Source organism: Streptomyces sp. WMMC940 (assembly GCF_027460265.1).
Taxonomy (GTDB): domain Bacteria; phylum Actinomycetota; class Actinomycetes; order Streptomycetales; family Streptomycetaceae; genus Streptomyces.
Genome location: NZ_JAPZBC010000001.1, coordinates 1,004,655 through 1,018,715, shown reverse-complemented (window position 1 = coordinate 1,018,715; position 14,061 = coordinate 1,004,655). Strand labels below are relative to the sequence as shown.

At 71.6% G+C, this 14,061-nt stretch carries 11 protein-coding genes and 1 pseudogene; 4 read left to right on the top strand and 8 right to left on the bottom strand.

Annotated elements, in window-relative coordinates; translation table 11 throughout:
• Window positions 1-428: 428 nt before the first annotated feature.
• On the bottom strand, window positions 429-698 hold the full coding sequence (locus O7595_RS04585; protein ID WP_269727439.1) for a hypothetical protein: 270 nt from the start codon (window positions 696-698) through the stop codon (window positions 429-431).
• A 246-nt stretch (window positions 699-944) separates the two neighbouring features.
• Between O7595_RS04585 and O7595_RS04580 the strand changes: the two genes are divergently transcribed.
• Both O7595_RS04580 and O7595_RS04575 read left to right on the top strand, forming a co-directional pair.
• Window positions 945-1,151 carry a hypothetical protein gene (locus O7595_RS04580; RefSeq protein WP_138052150.1) on the top strand — a complete coding sequence of 69 codons (207 nt, stop codon included), beginning with the start codon at window positions 945-947 and terminating at the stop codon, window positions 1,149-1,151.
• Between the two features lie 35 nt (window positions 1,152-1,186).
• On the top strand, window positions 1,187-2,857 hold the full coding sequence (locus O7595_RS04575) for a DUF6895 family protein (RefSeq protein WP_269727438.1): 1,671 nt from the start codon (window positions 1,187-1,189) through the stop codon (window positions 2,855-2,857).
• A 248-nt stretch (window positions 2,858-3,105) separates the two neighbouring features.
• On the opposite strand, the gene O7595_RS04570 is transcribed toward O7595_RS04575, so the two are convergent.
• The 3 genes from O7595_RS04570 to O7595_RS04560 all read right to left on the bottom strand — a co-directional run bounded on the left by O7595_RS04570 (window position 3,106) and on the right by O7595_RS04560 (window position 6,963).
• Entirely contained in the window at window positions 3,106-5,334 is a 2,229-nt protein-coding gene (locus O7595_RS04570; protein WP_269727437.1) for a xanthine dehydrogenase family protein molybdopterin-binding subunit, read from the bottom strand.
• Window positions 5,335-5,410: 76 nt separating this feature from the next.
• Window positions 5,411-6,397, bottom strand: a complete 987-nt coding sequence (locus tag O7595_RS04565; RefSeq protein ID WP_269727436.1) for an FAD binding domain-containing protein — start codon at window positions 6,395-6,397, stop codon at window positions 5,411-5,413.
• On the bottom strand, window positions 6,394-6,963 hold the full coding sequence (locus O7595_RS04560) for a 2Fe-2S iron-sulfur cluster-binding protein (protein ID WP_269727435.1): 570 nt from the start codon (window positions 6,961-6,963) through the stop codon (window positions 6,394-6,396). Before O7595_RS04560 ends, O7595_RS04565 begins: the two co-directional genes overlap by 4 nt.
• A 278-nt stretch (window positions 6,964-7,241) precedes the next feature.
• Here O7595_RS04560 and O7595_RS04555 point away from each other — a divergent pair, with 278 nt between their 5' ends.
• Entirely contained in the window at window positions 7,242-8,141 is a 900-nt protein-coding gene (locus O7595_RS04555) for a bifunctional helix-turn-helix transcriptional regulator/GNAT family N-acetyltransferase (protein WP_269727434.1), read from the top strand.
• Window positions 8,142-8,240: 99 nt separating this feature from the next.
• Here O7595_RS04555 and O7595_RS04550 read toward each other — a convergent pair.
• The 4 genes and pseudogenes from O7595_RS04550 to O7595_RS04535 form a co-directional block, all read right to left on the bottom strand.
• A pseudogene (locus O7595_RS04550) lies at window positions 8,241-8,411 on the bottom strand (MepB family protein); the annotation flags it as partial.
• A gap of 86 nt (window positions 8,412-8,497) precedes the next feature.
• Entirely contained in the window at window positions 8,498-9,814 is a 1,317-nt protein-coding gene (gene nhaA / locus O7595_RS04545) for a Na+/H+ antiporter NhaA (RefSeq protein WP_269727433.1), read from the bottom strand.
• A gap of 224 nt (window positions 9,815-10,038) precedes the next feature.
• Window positions 10,039-11,574, bottom strand: a complete 1,536-nt coding sequence (locus O7595_RS04540) for an alanine/glycine:cation symporter family protein (RefSeq protein ID WP_269727432.1) — start codon at window positions 11,572-11,574, stop codon at window positions 10,039-10,041.
• Window positions 11,575-12,252: 678 nt separating this feature from the next.
• The gene (locus O7595_RS04535; protein WP_269727431.1) at window positions 12,253-13,314 is read right to left on the bottom strand and encodes a PucR family transcriptional regulator; all 1,062 of its coding nucleotides are present in this window, start codon (window positions 13,312-13,314) and stop codon (window positions 12,253-12,255) included.
• 399 nt (window positions 13,315-13,713) lie between these two features.
• Between O7595_RS04535 and O7595_RS04530 the strand changes: the two genes are divergently transcribed.
• On the top strand, window positions 13,714-13,998 hold the full coding sequence (locus tag O7595_RS04530) for a YkvA family protein (protein ID WP_269727430.1): 285 nt from the start codon (window positions 13,714-13,716) through the stop codon (window positions 13,996-13,998).
• Window positions 13,999-14,061: the final 63 nt, after the last annotated feature.

The following is a 14,061-nucleotide window of genomic DNA, read 5'->3' as shown; positions in this document are numbered from 1 at the left end:
ACACCTCCGGCAGCCCGGTTCCCGGTCCGTACGCGGCGCAGGGCGTGGGCCTCGGGGCGGCGGAGCCCGCGGCCACCGCTCCCTGGAAGGAGGCTTCCTCGGCGGCCGGCCGGTCTCCGGCGGCAGGCCGGGTGCGGCCGCTGCTGCCACGGCGACCCGACGCCGAGGCGGCGAGGGACGGTCCGGCCGGCTTTCGCCGCCCATCGCTGACCCGCGACCGGTCGCCCGGCCCCCCGCCGGCGACCCGCACCGTTCCGCCTCCGGACGGCCCCGACACGACCGCGCGGCCGGCGGCACCGCTCGACGCGCGCGAGGAGCAGGGCGCCCGGATCCGCAGCACGCGTCGGCCCGCTCCCCGTTCCGTCTTCGGCGCGTCCCGCACCCGTGTCCACGGCGGCGGCTCCCGGCGAGCCCGGGTTCCCCGTACGTCAGCGGCTCCGGCCCGCCCGGTCCTCGGGCAATTGCCGCTCCTCCTCCGGCCGGTGTCCGCCGCCGGTGCCCGCAGCGCCCGCCCGGAACCGCCCGGCCTGCGTCCACTCGGCAAACCACCAGGCACCCGCCACCACGCCCGACCACAGGAGCCCGGCCCATACCGCGGAGGACCACGACGCCTTCTCCGTCCACCTCTCCACTGCTGCCAGCAGCACCCAGCTGCTCAGAAGGACAGTTGCAACCCGTACACGCCGATGCTTGAACATCGGGCCCGACTACCCGGTCCCGGAGGAAGATCACACGTCGACCCGGTGGGGTGCGGGCAGCGGGTGCAACGGTGTACGCGGGCGCGGTCGCTTGCCGGGCAGGGCGCTGACGTGCCCTCAACTTGCCCGTTCATCCGTATAAGTCCGCAGATATGACTGTATGAGTTTCCGTACGCATATTCCGCTGCCATGCCCGTTGGGCAGATAGTGGACGGGAAATGCTGGACTCCGAACGGGAGGTACGTCATGTCCTGTCCACCGTCGGTCGATGCGCGCAAGGCGCTGGATTTCCTCAGGACCAGTGGACTGGTCGATCTCAGCGTTCCGCTGGAGCGTGTGGTCGGCCAGGTCAGCCAACTGGACGATGTCGCGGGCTATGTACTGGCCTGGGAACGCTACGTCCTGGTCGTCGCCAACGAAGTAGCGGACGCCGCGGCGCCCACTGACAGCTGATCGAACGAAGCAAGATGACTGCCGGGAGGATCACGGTGAGAGCAGAACAACCCGGCGTCCGGTCATCTCGAAGGCGCGCGGTGGAGGACCGGGCGGTCGCCTGGCTCGCTGCGCGCCGGGCCCTGCTCGACCCGCGCAGCGCTCGGCCGGACAGTGTGCTCTTCACCCGCAAGGCGCTGATCGAGACGGCGTTTCTGACGGGACTGCGAGCCCGGCTCGACGATGCGCCGCTCACGGACGACTACGCGTCCATTCTCGAGCAGGTCGAGGACGTGGCCCGGGAGCCCTCCTATCGGGAGATGATCGCGCGGGACGAGAGCGCCCTGCTGCTGTACGCCGGTACGTACGCGGCGCTTCGGCTCTGCGGCCGCGACGCCCCGGAGTTCGAGCGCATCATCCGGCAGGCCGTGGAAGGCGGGTACGCGGCGGCCTTCGAGCGTGTTCCGTACCGGCAGCTGGACCTGATCCACACCCTGTACCTGTGCGGAATCGAGCACGACCTGTCCTCGATGGACGACGTTCTGCCGTTCTCGCTCCTGTGCCGGCGCCCGAACGTGCTGAAGTTGGCCGATCGAGACGTCTACGCCATCACCCACACCGTCTTCTACGTCACCGACTTCGGCCTGCGCGACCCGGCATGGCCCCGGGGGTTCCGGCCGGGCGAGGGCGTCGAGCTCCTCGAAGCACTCCTCGTGCTGGCCGAGGCCCGCGCCAACGCCGACCTGGTCGGTGAGCTGTTGTGCTGTCTGTACTGCCTCGGTGTCACCGACTCCCGCGCGGCGGACCGCGCCTGGGCCTTCCTGGAGTCGGTCCAGGAAGGCAACGGTCGTGTGAACGGACCCGAAGGAGTGCTCCACCCCGGAACCGACGACGGGGACGGCGACTTCCGACACTGGGCCGAGGGGTACCACACCACCGTCGTCGCCGCCCTGGCCGGCCTGCTCGAGCGCAGTCCGCGGCGCCGCACCCAGCCGCCCCCGTCTCCGCCTGCCGAGGACGTCCCCCTGCGGACGCCCCTGAGGCGCGCGGTGATGTGGCTGTGCGACGCGACTCAGGAGCAGGACCACCGCTCCGGCCTCGCCGGGGTCACCGCCGCGGCCGTCGGCGCGTCCGCGATCCGGGAACACGACCTCGTCCGCCCCTCACTGGAGCGCTGCGCGGCACACCTCGCGGACGCCTCCCCGGCCTTCTGGCAGGAGCAGGGCATGGAGATCGCAGGGGAGTTCGCCCTGGCGCTCCGGCGGGCGGGGATCAGCTGCCCCTCGCTGGACGAACACCTCAAAGCCACCGCCGACGCGGTCGCCTCCTTCGGGAGCATCCCCGCCGACATCGCCGCCGGTGTGCACCGGCTGATCGGCCTCGGCGTTCTCGACCGGTCCGTCGCCTCGGCGATTCCCCGGCAGACCACGCACCGGGAACGGCACTTCTATCCTCTCCACGCCGCGGTGTCCCTGTGCGAAGCCCGGGAGACCTACCACCTGGGGCGGATGGCGGCGACGCTCCGCGCCCTCGTCCAGCAGGGTTGGGGCCACCACCGCATCACCCGGGACGCCGTGTCCTTCCTGGTCGCCCAGCAGGACACCGGTGGAGCCTTCGGCCATCCGGCCCTCGACGACCGGACGGCACGCCGCAAGGCCCAGTACTCCTGGACGCGAAGTGCGGTGATCGCCCTTGCCGCCGCGGCGACGCCCGGGCCGACCGACTGACCTGCGGTCGCCCGCGCGGAGCTGGGGGGAGACGCGAGAGGAGAGTGCGGCCGGGCCGAACCCCTTCCTCGGCGGCCGCCTCTTCTCCGGCCGGCAGGCGGGGCGTACGAGGGCCGGCGGCCCCGGCCCGTCGTGCGGACGGCGTGGGGGAGTCCCCTTCGGCGCGGACGGACCGGCGTGCGGGTCGCCGTTCCCCGCCCGGCGACGAGGAACTCGACTGCCGGTGGCGCCGGACTGTTCGGCCTGATTCAGGCATCCATCGGCGGCAGCCCGGGCAGCAACTTCTCGATGGTGACGGGGAAATCGCGCACCCGCACACCGGTGGCGTTGAACACCGCGTTCACCACGGACGCACCGGCTCCGCAGATGCCCAGCTCACCGACGCCCTTCGCGCCCAGGACGTTGGCCTTGTCGTCGTAGCCGTCCAGGACGACTGCGTCGACGTCGGTGATGTCGGCGTGCACCGGTACCAGGTAGCCCGCGAGGTCCCGGTTGACGAAGGCGCCGGACCGCGGGTCGACGACGGCCTCTTCCTCGAGGGCCGCGCCGACACCCCAGATCATGCCGCCGATCAGCTGCGAGCGGGTCGTCTTCGGGTTGAACACCCGGCCCACCGAGAACACACCGAGCATCCGCCGCAGACGGATCTCGGCCGTGTCCGCGTCGACACCCACCTCCGCGAAATGGGCCCCGTAGGTGTTGATCGAGTAGTCGGAGTAGTTCGGTTCATCGCCCATGTAGCGGACTTGGCCCTCGGCCTCCACACCCTCGGGACGGCTGCGCGCGACGATCCCGCCCAGTGTCTCGGACGCGCCGCCGATGCGGACGTTCCCGTCGGAGAACACCGCGTCGGCCGGGTCCAGTCCGTGCAGCGGGGAGCGCGCGTCGGCGCAGGCCGCCTCCAGCAGCTTCCCGCGCAGGGCCAGACACGCCCGGTGCGTCGCGGTGCACGAATTGGTGGCGCCCCACGAGCCTCCGGAGCCCCAGCTGCTGGGGAAGTCGGAGAGCCCCAGCTCGATCCGCACCTGTTCGAGCGGGAGTCCGAGTCCCTCGGCCGCGACCTGGGTGAGGATGGTGTACGTGCCCGTGCCGATGTCGGTCATGTCCGTCCGGACGACGGCGGTGCCGTCCGCCTCCAGCCGCACGCCCACCGTCGTCGGTCCCTGGAAGTGCCCGCGGATGGCCGCCGACATGCCGTACCCGACCAGCCACCGCCCGTCGCGCACACTCGCGGGCGTGACCGGGCGGTGCTCCCACCCGAACCGGCGGGCGCCTTCGCGCAGGCAGTCGACCAGTCGCCGTTCGCTGTACGGCACGTTGCGCTCGGGGTCGACGGTGGGCTCGTTGCGGATCCGCAGCTCGACCGGGTCCAGGCCGAGCGCATGGGCCAGCTCGTCCATCGCCGACTCGACCGCCAGCATGCCCGGCGCCTCGCCCGGCGCGCGGACGTCCGTCCCGCGCGGCAGGTCGAGCGCCGCCAGCCGGTGGCTGGTCAACCGGTGGGGCGCGGCGTAGAGGCTGCGGGTGGTGGCGGCGGTCTGCTCGGCGTACTCGACGTCGGGATTGGTGTGCATCGTGACGTCGTGGGCGATCGCCGTCAGCCGCCCGTCGCGCTCCGCGCCGAGCCGGACCCGCTGGCGCGATGTCGGCCGCATGCCGACGAGTTGGAACACCTGCTGGCGGGTCATGGCGACCTTCACCGGTCGGCGCAGCGTGCGGGCGGCGAGCGCCGCCAGGATCGTCTCCGAGTGGATGCCCAGTTTCGAGCCGAACCCCCCGCCGACGAAGGGGGCGACGGCGTGGACGCGCTCGGGGGCCATCAGGAGCGTCGCGGAGACCGATACCTGCGCAGCGTTGACGATCTGGGAGCTGACGTGGACGACCAGGTCCTCGCCGCGTGGTTCCGCCAGGCACGCGTTCGGCTCTATCGGCAACGAGAACTCGTACGGGGTCGTGTAGTGCTGGTCGACCTTGACCTCCGCGTCGTCGAACCCGGCGTCGAAGTCGCCCACCTCGGTGTCGGTGGGGAGACCGGCGTTGACCACCTTCGGGATGTAGACGTCGTCCTCGAACTCGGCGAAGTCGAAACGTCCCCGCCCGGTTCTGTACTCGACCTCGACGAGGCCGGCCGCGGCCCTGGCCTGCTCCAGGGCACCGGCGACGACGAGCGCCACCGGTTCCCCGTAGTAGTGGACCTCGGGGCCGGTGAGTTCCGGCTGGGCACGCCAGTACTCGAAGGGAACGGACTCGTCGCGGGGGCCCTGCGCCGGGGCGTTGAGATGGGTCATCACCAGATGCACTCCGGGTGCCCGCTCGGCCTCCTCGGTGTCGATCCGGGTGATGCGGCCCTTGCCGATCGTCGCGCCCACGATGAAGCCGTAGAGCGGCGGGCCGGCCTCCCAGTGCTCGTACGCGTAGGCTGCCCGCCCGGTCGCCTTGAGCGGCCCGTCGACGCGGTCCACAGCGTGCCCGATCATCTCGCCTCCTCCTGCGGAGCCGGCTCGTCCGCCGGTCGGCTGCCGGGCCCGGTCGGTCCCGGCGGCCTGGCGGGACTCAGCCGGTCCCGGCCACCTGTGCCAGCGTGCGGCACAGTGTGCGCCCGGCCAGCTCGATCTTGAAATCGTTGTGTCCCTGCCCGGCGGCGCCGCGCATGGCCGCCTCGGCGGCCGCGCGGTACGTGGCCATCTCGGCTGGGCGGCCGGTCAGCGCGGCCTCCGCCTCGGCGGATCGCCACGGTTTGTGCGCCACACCGCCGAAGGCCACCCGGGCCTGACGGACGGTCCCCTCGCCGGTCGTCGACACGACGGCCGCCACGGAGACCAGCGCGAACTCGTAGGACGCCCGGTCGCGTACCTTGCGGTACCTCTGCCGGCCCGGCGGGGGCGGCGGCAGGACGACGCCCGTGATCATCTCGCCGGGCCGCAGCACGGTCTCGATGTGCGGTGTGTCGCCCGGCAGCCGGTAGAAGTCGGTGATGGCGACGCGGCGCACCGCCCGGTCGGTGTCGAGCAGTTCGATCTCCGCGTCCAGCGCCGTCAGGGCCACGGCCATGTCCGAGGGGTGGGTGGCGATGCAGGATTCACTCGCGCCGAGGATCGCGTGTGTGCGGTTGAACCCGCCCATGGCAGAACACCCGCTTCCGGGCTCGCGCTTGTTGCAGCCCGCGGCGGTGTCGTAGAAGTAGGGACACCGGGTGCGCTGCAGCAGGTTTCCCCCCGTGGACGCCTTGTTGCGCAACTGCCCCGAGGCACCCGACACCAGCGCCTCCGACAGCACCGGGTAACGCGTGCGCACCAGGGCGTCGGCAGCCACCTCGGAGTTCGGCGCCTGGGCGCCGATGCGCAGCCCGCCGTCCGGGAGTTCCTCGATGTCGCGCAGCGGGAGCCGGCTGATGTCGACCAGATGGCTCGGCTTCTCGATGTCCAGCTTCATGAGGTCAAGCAGATTGGTGCCGCCGCTGATGAACTTCGCACCCTCTTTGGACACCGCGGCGACGGCGGCCTGCGGGTCCGTTGCCCGCTCGTAGGTGAAGGGCCTCATGCCGTACCGCCTTCCGCCGTGCCGCGGATGGCCGCGACGATGTTCGGATAGGCGGCGCACCGGCAGATGTTGCCGCTCATCCGCTCGCGGATCTCCGCGTCGGTCAGCGCGATGTGTGGCGAGGCCAAGTCGTCGGTGGCGTGGCTGGGCCAGCCCGCCTCCACCTCGGCGAGCATGCCGACGGCCGAACAGATCTGCCCCGGCGTGCAGTAACCGCACTGGAATCCGTCCTTCTCGACGAAGGCGCGCTGCATCGGGTGCAGGTGGTCGGGATCCCCGAGGCCCTCGATCGTGACGATCTCGTCGTCCTCGTGCATGAGGGCGAGCGACAGACAGGAGTTGACGCGCCGGCCGTTGACCAGCACCGTGCAGGCGCCGCACTGACCGTGGTCGCATCCCTTCTTCGTCCCGCTGAGGCGCAGGTGTTCGCGCAGCGCGTCGAGCAGCGAGGTACGCGGATCCACCTCGAGCCGCCACATGTGATCGTTGACGTTCAGCCGTATCGCCGAGAGTGGGGCCGTGTCGCCGTCGCTCGGCCCGGCGGGGCCCGTCCCCGGATCGCTCATCACAGCCCGCCTTCCTCGCTCGGGTGCGGGTGTCGAACCGGACATGCGCCGCCGCTGTCGGCGCACCTCCCCGTTGCGCGTCGCCCTTGCGGGGCGCGTTCCGTCCAGCGTCTCGCACATGCCTGCCAACCGCGATCCATGTCCTCGTGGACACGCCTCCGGTCCTGAGTGCCGGCCGGCGAGCGGGGCCCGTGCCGCTCGCGCCGAGGTACCGCCACGCCGGGCTCCCCGGGCCGGCCGGCTTGCTCGGGTCGCTTTTCTCTGACTAAGGTCAGAGGATGACGGAGATGCAGGTGGAGCAGGTGCGACGCTTCAACCGGACGGTCGCCGAGCGAGTGGGAGTGCTGCACGACCACTATCTGGGCGGCGCACGCCCGTACGGGCAGGCGCGACTGCTCTGGCAGATCGGCGACGGCGACACGCACGACGTCCGCGGCGTACGGGACCGGCTCGGCCTCGACTCCGGCTATGTGAGCCGGCTGCTGCGCGCGCTCGAACGGGACGGCCTCGTCGCCGTCGAGCCCCACCCCCACGACCGGCGGGTACGCACCGTGCGGCTGACCGAGGCCGGGCGGCAGGAGCGCGCCCTTCTCGACGGCCGCAGCGACGCCCTCGCCGTATCGCTCCTCGCCCCGCTCAACGCCCGGCAGCGGGACCGGCTGACCTCGGCCATGGCGGAGGTCGAGCGACTGCTGACCGCTTCGACGGTCACCTTGTCCGTGCTCGACCCCGACCACCCGGACGCCGCGCACTGCCTGCGGTCCTACGCCGCAGAACTGGGGGAGATCTTCGACGGCGGCTTCGACCCCGCGAACAGCCTGCTGCCCGACCCGGGCGAACTGCGCGCGCCGCGCGGACTGTTCCTCGTGGCCCGGTTGCACGGCGAGCCGGTGGGCTGCGCCGGGCTCAAGCTGCCGGCCGGAGCACCCGCCGAGATCAAGCGGCTGTGGGTCCGTCCCGGCGCCCGAGGACTCGGCCTGGCCCGGCGCCTGCTGTCCGAACTCGAGGAACGCGCGGCCCGGCACGGCAGCGATCTGGTGCGGCTCGACACCAACAGGGCCCTGGTGGCGGCGACGCGTCTCTACCGCGACAGCGGTTACACCGAGGTCCCGCCCTTCAACGACGAGCCCTACGCCCACCACTGGTTCGAGAAGCGGCTCCCCCCGGGGCCGCCGTAGGAACGAAGGTCCTCCCTCCGGGTGTGCGCCGCCGGCCGCCGGGGGCAGGTCCGTGTGGCGCGGAGCCGATGCCCGCCCTCCGGGCTGGGCGGCGGGATGTCACACACCGGCCGCGTGATACAGCGAGCGGGCCCGGCCGGTGTCGACGCAACCAACGGCGGGCAGACGCAGGAAGTGCTTCGTCTGCCACTCCTGTGAGGCACCGGCCTGCCGGCTGGTGGTCGTCACCCATGGCGGACGGACACGGAAGGCACGCTTGGCCGTCGACTTCCGAGAGGACGTCGTGTTCCGTCACCCTGCCGCTCCCCGACGTGCTCATTGATCGAACACAACATCGAGTGCGGGGCCGGGCTCCGTCACCGGGTGGTGTCGGGTGCTGCGGGTGCCGAGTCCGCCCGCTGGTAGATGTCGGGGATGCCGTCCGCGTCGTCGTCGCGCGTCTCCTCCTCGTAGAGGCGGCGGTAGACGGCGTTGCGGCGTTTGATCAGCAGGGCGGCGAGGCCCGCCGCGATCAGCGATCCGACCAGGACCGCCGCCTTGATCTGCTCGGCCCGGGACGGGTCGGGGAAGGCGAGCTCCCCGATGAGGAGGGCGACGGTGAAGCCGATGCCCGCCAGGACCGCGAGGGAGAAGACGTCCGCCCACTCGAGATCCGGGTTGAGCCGGGCGCGGGTGTAACGAGCGGCGAGATAGGTGCCGGCGAAGATGCCGACCGTCTTGCCGACGACGAGTCCGAGGACGACCCCGAGCGGTTCGGGACGGGTGAAGACCTCGCTGAGGGCCGCTCCGGAGATGCCGACACCCGCGGCGAACAGGGCGAACAGCGGCACCGCCACGCCTGCCGAGACCGGGTGGAGCAGATGCGAGGTGCGCTCGGCGGGGGACGCGTCCTCGCCCTTGTCGCGGGTGGTGCGCAGGATCAGGCCCATGGCGACGCCCGCGACCGTGGCGTGGACCCCGCCGTTGTACATCAGCGCCCAGATGGCGACGCCGAGGGGCACGTACCACCACCAGCCCCTGACCCGCAGGCGCTGGAGGGCGTAGAAGAGGGCCAGCCCGGCGAAGGCGCCGCCGAGCGCCGCGAAGTTCAGGTCGCTGGTGAAGAACACCGCGATGATCAGGATCGCGCCGAGGTCGTCGACGACGGCGAGGGTGAGCAGGAACGCGCGGAGAGCGGCGGGCAGATGGGTACTGAGGACGGCCAGGACCGCGAGCGCGAAGGCGATGTCGGTGGCCATCGGTACGGCCCAGCCGCCCGGTGAGCCCCCCGCGGGCATGGCGACGGCGATGTAGAGCGCGGCGGGCACGACCATCCCGCAGACCGCCGCGATGACCGGCAGGGCGGCGGTGGCGGGGTTGCGGAGTTCGCCGACGACGAGCTCTCGCTTGAGCTCGATCCCGGCGACCAGGAAGAAGACGGCGAGGAGACCGTCGGCGGTCCAGTGGCCGACGGAGAGGTCGAGGCCGAGGGCGGGGACGCCGAAGTGGAAGTCGCGTATCGCCTCGTAGACGCCGCTCCACGGGCTGTTCGCCCACACCAGCGCCACGACCGCCGCGGCGAGCAGGACGAGTCCGCCGACTGTCTCCGTACGCAGCGCCTGGGCCACGGCGTTGCGCTCGGGCAGCGGCAGCAGGCCGAGGAAGGTGGTGCGCTGACGCGGAGCGTCTGACATGAGGAGGGCCTCCGGGCCGTCGTTGTTGCGGGCACACTGCGCCCTTTGCCGCCGACCAGACTTCCCGGCACACCTCGCGTCGCGTTGACGCGTTCTTAACACCCTAACCAGAAGGCGGGCGCTGCCACCAGACAGCACCCCACCTGCGGGAACGTGGATGAAGGGGCCGCATGCGCAAGGCGCGGGCGCATACGGCCCCTTCGAGAGCCGGACCGCGAGGGCGGTCAGACGGTGGTCTTCACCGGCTCCTTGTCGTCGCCGGAGTCGTCCTTCTCACCGGCCTTGCGGGCCCGGACGAACTCCAGGAAGGTGTTCAGCTCCCGCTTGACGATCGGGGCGAGCAGGTAGAGACCGATGATGTTGATGACCGCCAGCATGAAGAGGACCGCGTCGGCCATGTCGATCAGGGTCTGCAGGGTGAGCAGCGAGCCCGCGACGGCGAACAGCGTGTAGAGCACCTTGAAGGTGATCTCGCTGGCCTTGCTGCGGCCGAAGAGGTGCGTCCATGCCTTCAGGCAGTAGTAGCCCCACGTCAGCACCGTCGAGACGGCGAACAGCAGCACCGCGATGGTGAGGATGTACGGGAACCAGGGCAGCACCGTGCCGAAGGCGTCCGAGGTGATGGTGACGCCGCCGATCGACTCGCCCGCACGCGCCTCGGCCCAGCTCGCCGGGTTGGCGATCACGATGGTGAGGGCCGTCATGGTGCAGATGATGACGGTGTCGATGAACGGCTCCAGCAGGGCGACCAGGCCCTCGCTCGCGGGGTGCTTGGTCTTCACCGCGGAGTGCGCGATCGGGGCGGAACCGAGACCGGCCTCGTTGGAGAAGGCAGCCCGCTTGAAGCCGATGATCAGCGCGCCGAGGACACCGCCGGCGACGCCCTCGGGGTTGAAGGCGCCCTCGACGATCGTGACGACCGCGTCCGGCACGGCCGTGACGTTCACGAGGATGACGACCAGGCAGGCGGCGATGTAGATGGCCGCCATGGACGGCACCAGCTTGCTGGTGACGTTGGCGATGGAGCGGATGCCGCCGAGCAGCACGATGCCGACGAGCGCGGCGATGAGGATGCCGAAGAACAGCGCGCCCGCGGAGGAGCCGAGAGCGCCGTTCTCGCCGCCGGCGACGGAGACGAGCTGCGCGTAGCTCTGGTTGACCTGGAAGAGGTTGCCGCCGAAGAGGCCGAAGAACAGGACCATGAAGGAGGCCAGGACGGCGAGCACCTTGCCGAGGGTCTTGCCGTTCTTGCCGAAGCGGTCGGCCAGACCCTTGGGGAGGTAGTGCATCGGGCCGCCGGAGACGGTGCCGTCCGCGTGGACCTCGCGGTACTTCACACCGAGGGTGACCTCGACGAACTTCGTGGCCATGCCCAGCAGACCGCAGAGGATCATCCAGAAGGTGGCGCCGGGGCCACCGATGGAGACGGCGACCGCCACACCCGCGATGTTGCCGAGGCCGACGGTGCCGGAGACGGCCGCGGTCAGGGCCTGGAAGTGGTTGACCTCACCGGTCGACCCCTTCTCGTCGTACTTCCCGCGCACCACGTCGACGGCGAGGCGGAACTTGCGTATCTGGACCAGCCCGAACCAGGCGGAGAAGACGAGGCCGGCGACGACGAGCCAGGCGACGATGAGGGGGAGTTCCGTCCCGGCGACGGGCACGGAGTAGAAGACGACTTCTCCGAGCCAGCTGGCGATGGGCTCGAAGAATCCGCTGACTGCCTTGTCGACGGATTCGGTCATGGAGTCGAGTGACACAGTGGCTACCTCATGGCGCAGGACCGGCGCAGGCGAGGCTGCGCCGGAGGGTGTGCGGTCTTGGAGCGAACGCCGTTGTCCGTTCGGCGACCCGGGGCGCGTCGGTTCGCGGACTCGAACCTGATCGCCCTGGTCGTGCCGCGCCGGCGGGACCGGCGCGCCCCGCGTCACGGCACGAGGCCTTCTGCGGAGTTGCGCAGTTCTAACACGCTTTTTACGGATCGCTGGGTGATCGGAATCACATAACGGCGAGTAACTGCGGGAATTGCCTGCGAGCGTGACGAGACCGTTATCCGGAAGCGCGTCCCCGTTCACCGAACGTCCATGACGGCTGGCTGTGCGTGCTCGCTGAGTCCCGACACTCAGGCGTTGACCTGCGGAAAGGAAGCGCCGTGCGGCCTCGGACCCGTCACGGGGAGGCCCTGAGCACGCCGGATACCGCCCCGGAGCGCATTCGATGCCCGCTCCCGGCAGAGTTCCGCCCGAGGAGGTTGCCGTGTTCGGGCAGTGACGGCCGGGGAAAGGGGCGGCAAAATCCGCACCCCGGAGCTTTCGGGCTGCGTGTTCATGCCGTATACGGCGAGTCCACCCGCCGGCGGATCGACCCGCTCGACCGGACCGCCCGGACCGGAACCGAGGTCCTGACCCGGCCGGTGACGCGCCGCATTCCGCGGCGGCTCACGACTCCCGCTCGGGCCAGTCGAGGAAACGCGCGCCGATGACGGCCGTCTGGAGCGTGTAGCGGTGCACGGGGTCCGCCGGATCTGCGCCAGTCAGCTTGCGGATGCGGTCGAGCCGGTAGGTCATGGCCCGCACGCTGAGCGACAGGCGGCGCGCCGCCTCGGCCGCGACGCAGCCGCTGTCGAAGTAGGCCGCGAGCGTCCCGATCAGCGGCCTGGCGCCGCCGCGGGCGTCCCGCAGCGGACCGAGGACGCTCTCCACCAGGTCGGTCATGGCCTGCCGGTCGCGGGTGAGCACGGGATACACCAGCAGGTCCGCGGCCCGGAGCACGGGATCCTCCAGGCTCATGCGCTCCGCCAGGTCCAGGGCGTTCAGCGCCTCCTCGTACGAGTGGACGACTCCGCCCGCGCCCGGATGGGCGCGTCCGATGGCCACGCGCCCGCCCTCCGCGGCCGCGTAGGCCTGTTTGGCGAAGAAGGCGAGCACGTCCGACTGGTCCCCCGGGGCGATGCAGATCAGCCGGCCGTCCTTGGTGGTGAGCAGGATCCGGCGGTCGCCGAAGCGGGCCAGCAGCGCGGACTCGATCTGCCGGGTCGCCGGCGAGCCGTCGCCGAACGGTTCCGCGCCCTGCGCGGCGGCGACGGCGTGCGCGTGGGAGAGGAGCAGCCCGAAGCGCTCGGCGCGCTCAGCCAGACGTCCCAGGTCGCTGCGCCCGTAGAGCAGATCGTCGATGAACTCGCGCCGCGCCGCCTCCTCCTGGCGAACGGCGAGCCGCTGCGCGCGCTCGTGGCCCTCCCCGAAGGCGTCGACCGCCTGTTCGACGGCGGCGAGGAGATGGTCGGCCGCGTCGGGCGCGAGCGTCGCGCGCACCGTTCGCGCGGCGCCGAGCAGGACCCGTACCAGTGCCCGCAGGCCGATGCCCGCCTCGGCGGCGCGCTCGCCCTGGAGCCGGAGCGATTCGAGCTCGTCCCGGCTGAGTCTGCGTCCCGTGGCGCAGGCCGCGATCAGGATCTCGTCGTACCCCGCCACGTAGTGCTCGGGCGCCGTCCGATCCGTCATGCGCTCTCCTGTTCCCCGGCTTCCGGCGTTGCCCGGCGCCTTACCGCGCCGCCCGGTTCCGGGTGCCGGGCCGGCGTGAGGCCGGCCCGGAGCCGGCCCCGGGCGTCAAGGATACGTAAAGATTGCCGGTGAACGGCAACATCGGCGGGAGTCACGGATGGACGGGCCCCGTGCCGTGCCATGGAGGCTGCCGGGCCTGGGCATGTTGCGCTCCACGGCTCTGCCGCACGACGCTCCGCCCCCGGTCGTGGCTCGGCATCGCCCCGCCGGCGCACCGGCCGCTCGCCGGGTGCGAGCCCCCCGGACGGGGCCGGTGCTCACGACCCGCCGCCGTCCGACCGGAGGGCCGTTCGGATCCGTGGCCGACTCGCCGCCGCCGACCGGGGTAGAAGGAACGTCATGGACGGCAGCGCCCTCTGGTGGGTCCTCGGCGCGATCATCCTCGCCACGGCCATCGGCGCGGGGTGGCTGCTGCTGCGCGTCGTCAGGGCCCGCAGGGCGCTCGTCGACGCCGGAGTGCCGGTCAGGGGCAGGGCCCTGTTCTGGGCTGCCGTGCTCTACACCGTCCCGCCCGTCGACCTGCTGCCGGACCCGGTGTACGTCGACGACATCGGCGTCCTGGTGCTCGCGCTGAGGGCTCTGCACACGGCCGCCAGGAACGCGGCTCGGGAGAGGCCCGGTTGACCGAGCCGGGAGGAGGCGCCTCGAACGGGCGGGCGTCGCCCGAACGCGCGCACACGGCCGGCG

Excerpts from the sequence above, each read along its gene's own strand:
- O7595_RS04585 (WP_269727439.1), bottom strand. The coding sequence starts at position 698 with ATGTTCAAGCATCGGCGTGTACGGGTTGCAACTGTCCTTCTGAGCAGC.
- O7595_RS04580 (WP_138052150.1), top strand. The coding sequence starts at position 945 with ATGTCCTGTCCACCGTCGGTCGATGCGCGCAAGGCGCTGGATTTCCTC.
- O7595_RS04570 (WP_269727437.1), bottom strand. The coding sequence starts at position 5,334 with ATGATCGGGCACGCTGTGGACCGCGTCGACGGGCCGCTCAAGGCGACC.
- O7595_RS04565 (WP_269727436.1), bottom strand. The coding sequence starts at position 6,397 with ATGAGGCCCTTCACCTACGAGCGGGCAACGGACCCGCAGGCCGCCGTC.
- O7595_RS04560 (WP_269727435.1), bottom strand. The coding sequence starts at position 6,963 with ATGAGCGATCCGGGGACGGGCCCCGCCGGGCCGAGCGACGGCGACACG.
- O7595_RS04555 (WP_269727434.1), top strand. The coding sequence starts at position 7,242 with ATGACGGAGATGCAGGTGGAGCAGGTGCGACGCTTCAACCGGACGGTC.
- nhaA (WP_269727433.1), bottom strand. The coding sequence starts at position 9,814 with ATGTCAGACGCTCCGCGTCAGCGCACCACCTTCCTCGGCCTGCTGCCG.
- O7595_RS04535 (WP_269727431.1), bottom strand. The coding sequence starts at position 13,314 with ATGACGGATCGGACGGCGCCCGAGCACTACGTGGCGGGGTACGACGAG.
- O7595_RS04530 (WP_269727430.1), top strand. The coding sequence starts at position 13,714 with ATGGACGGCAGCGCCCTCTGGTGGGTCCTCGGCGCGATCATCCTCGCC.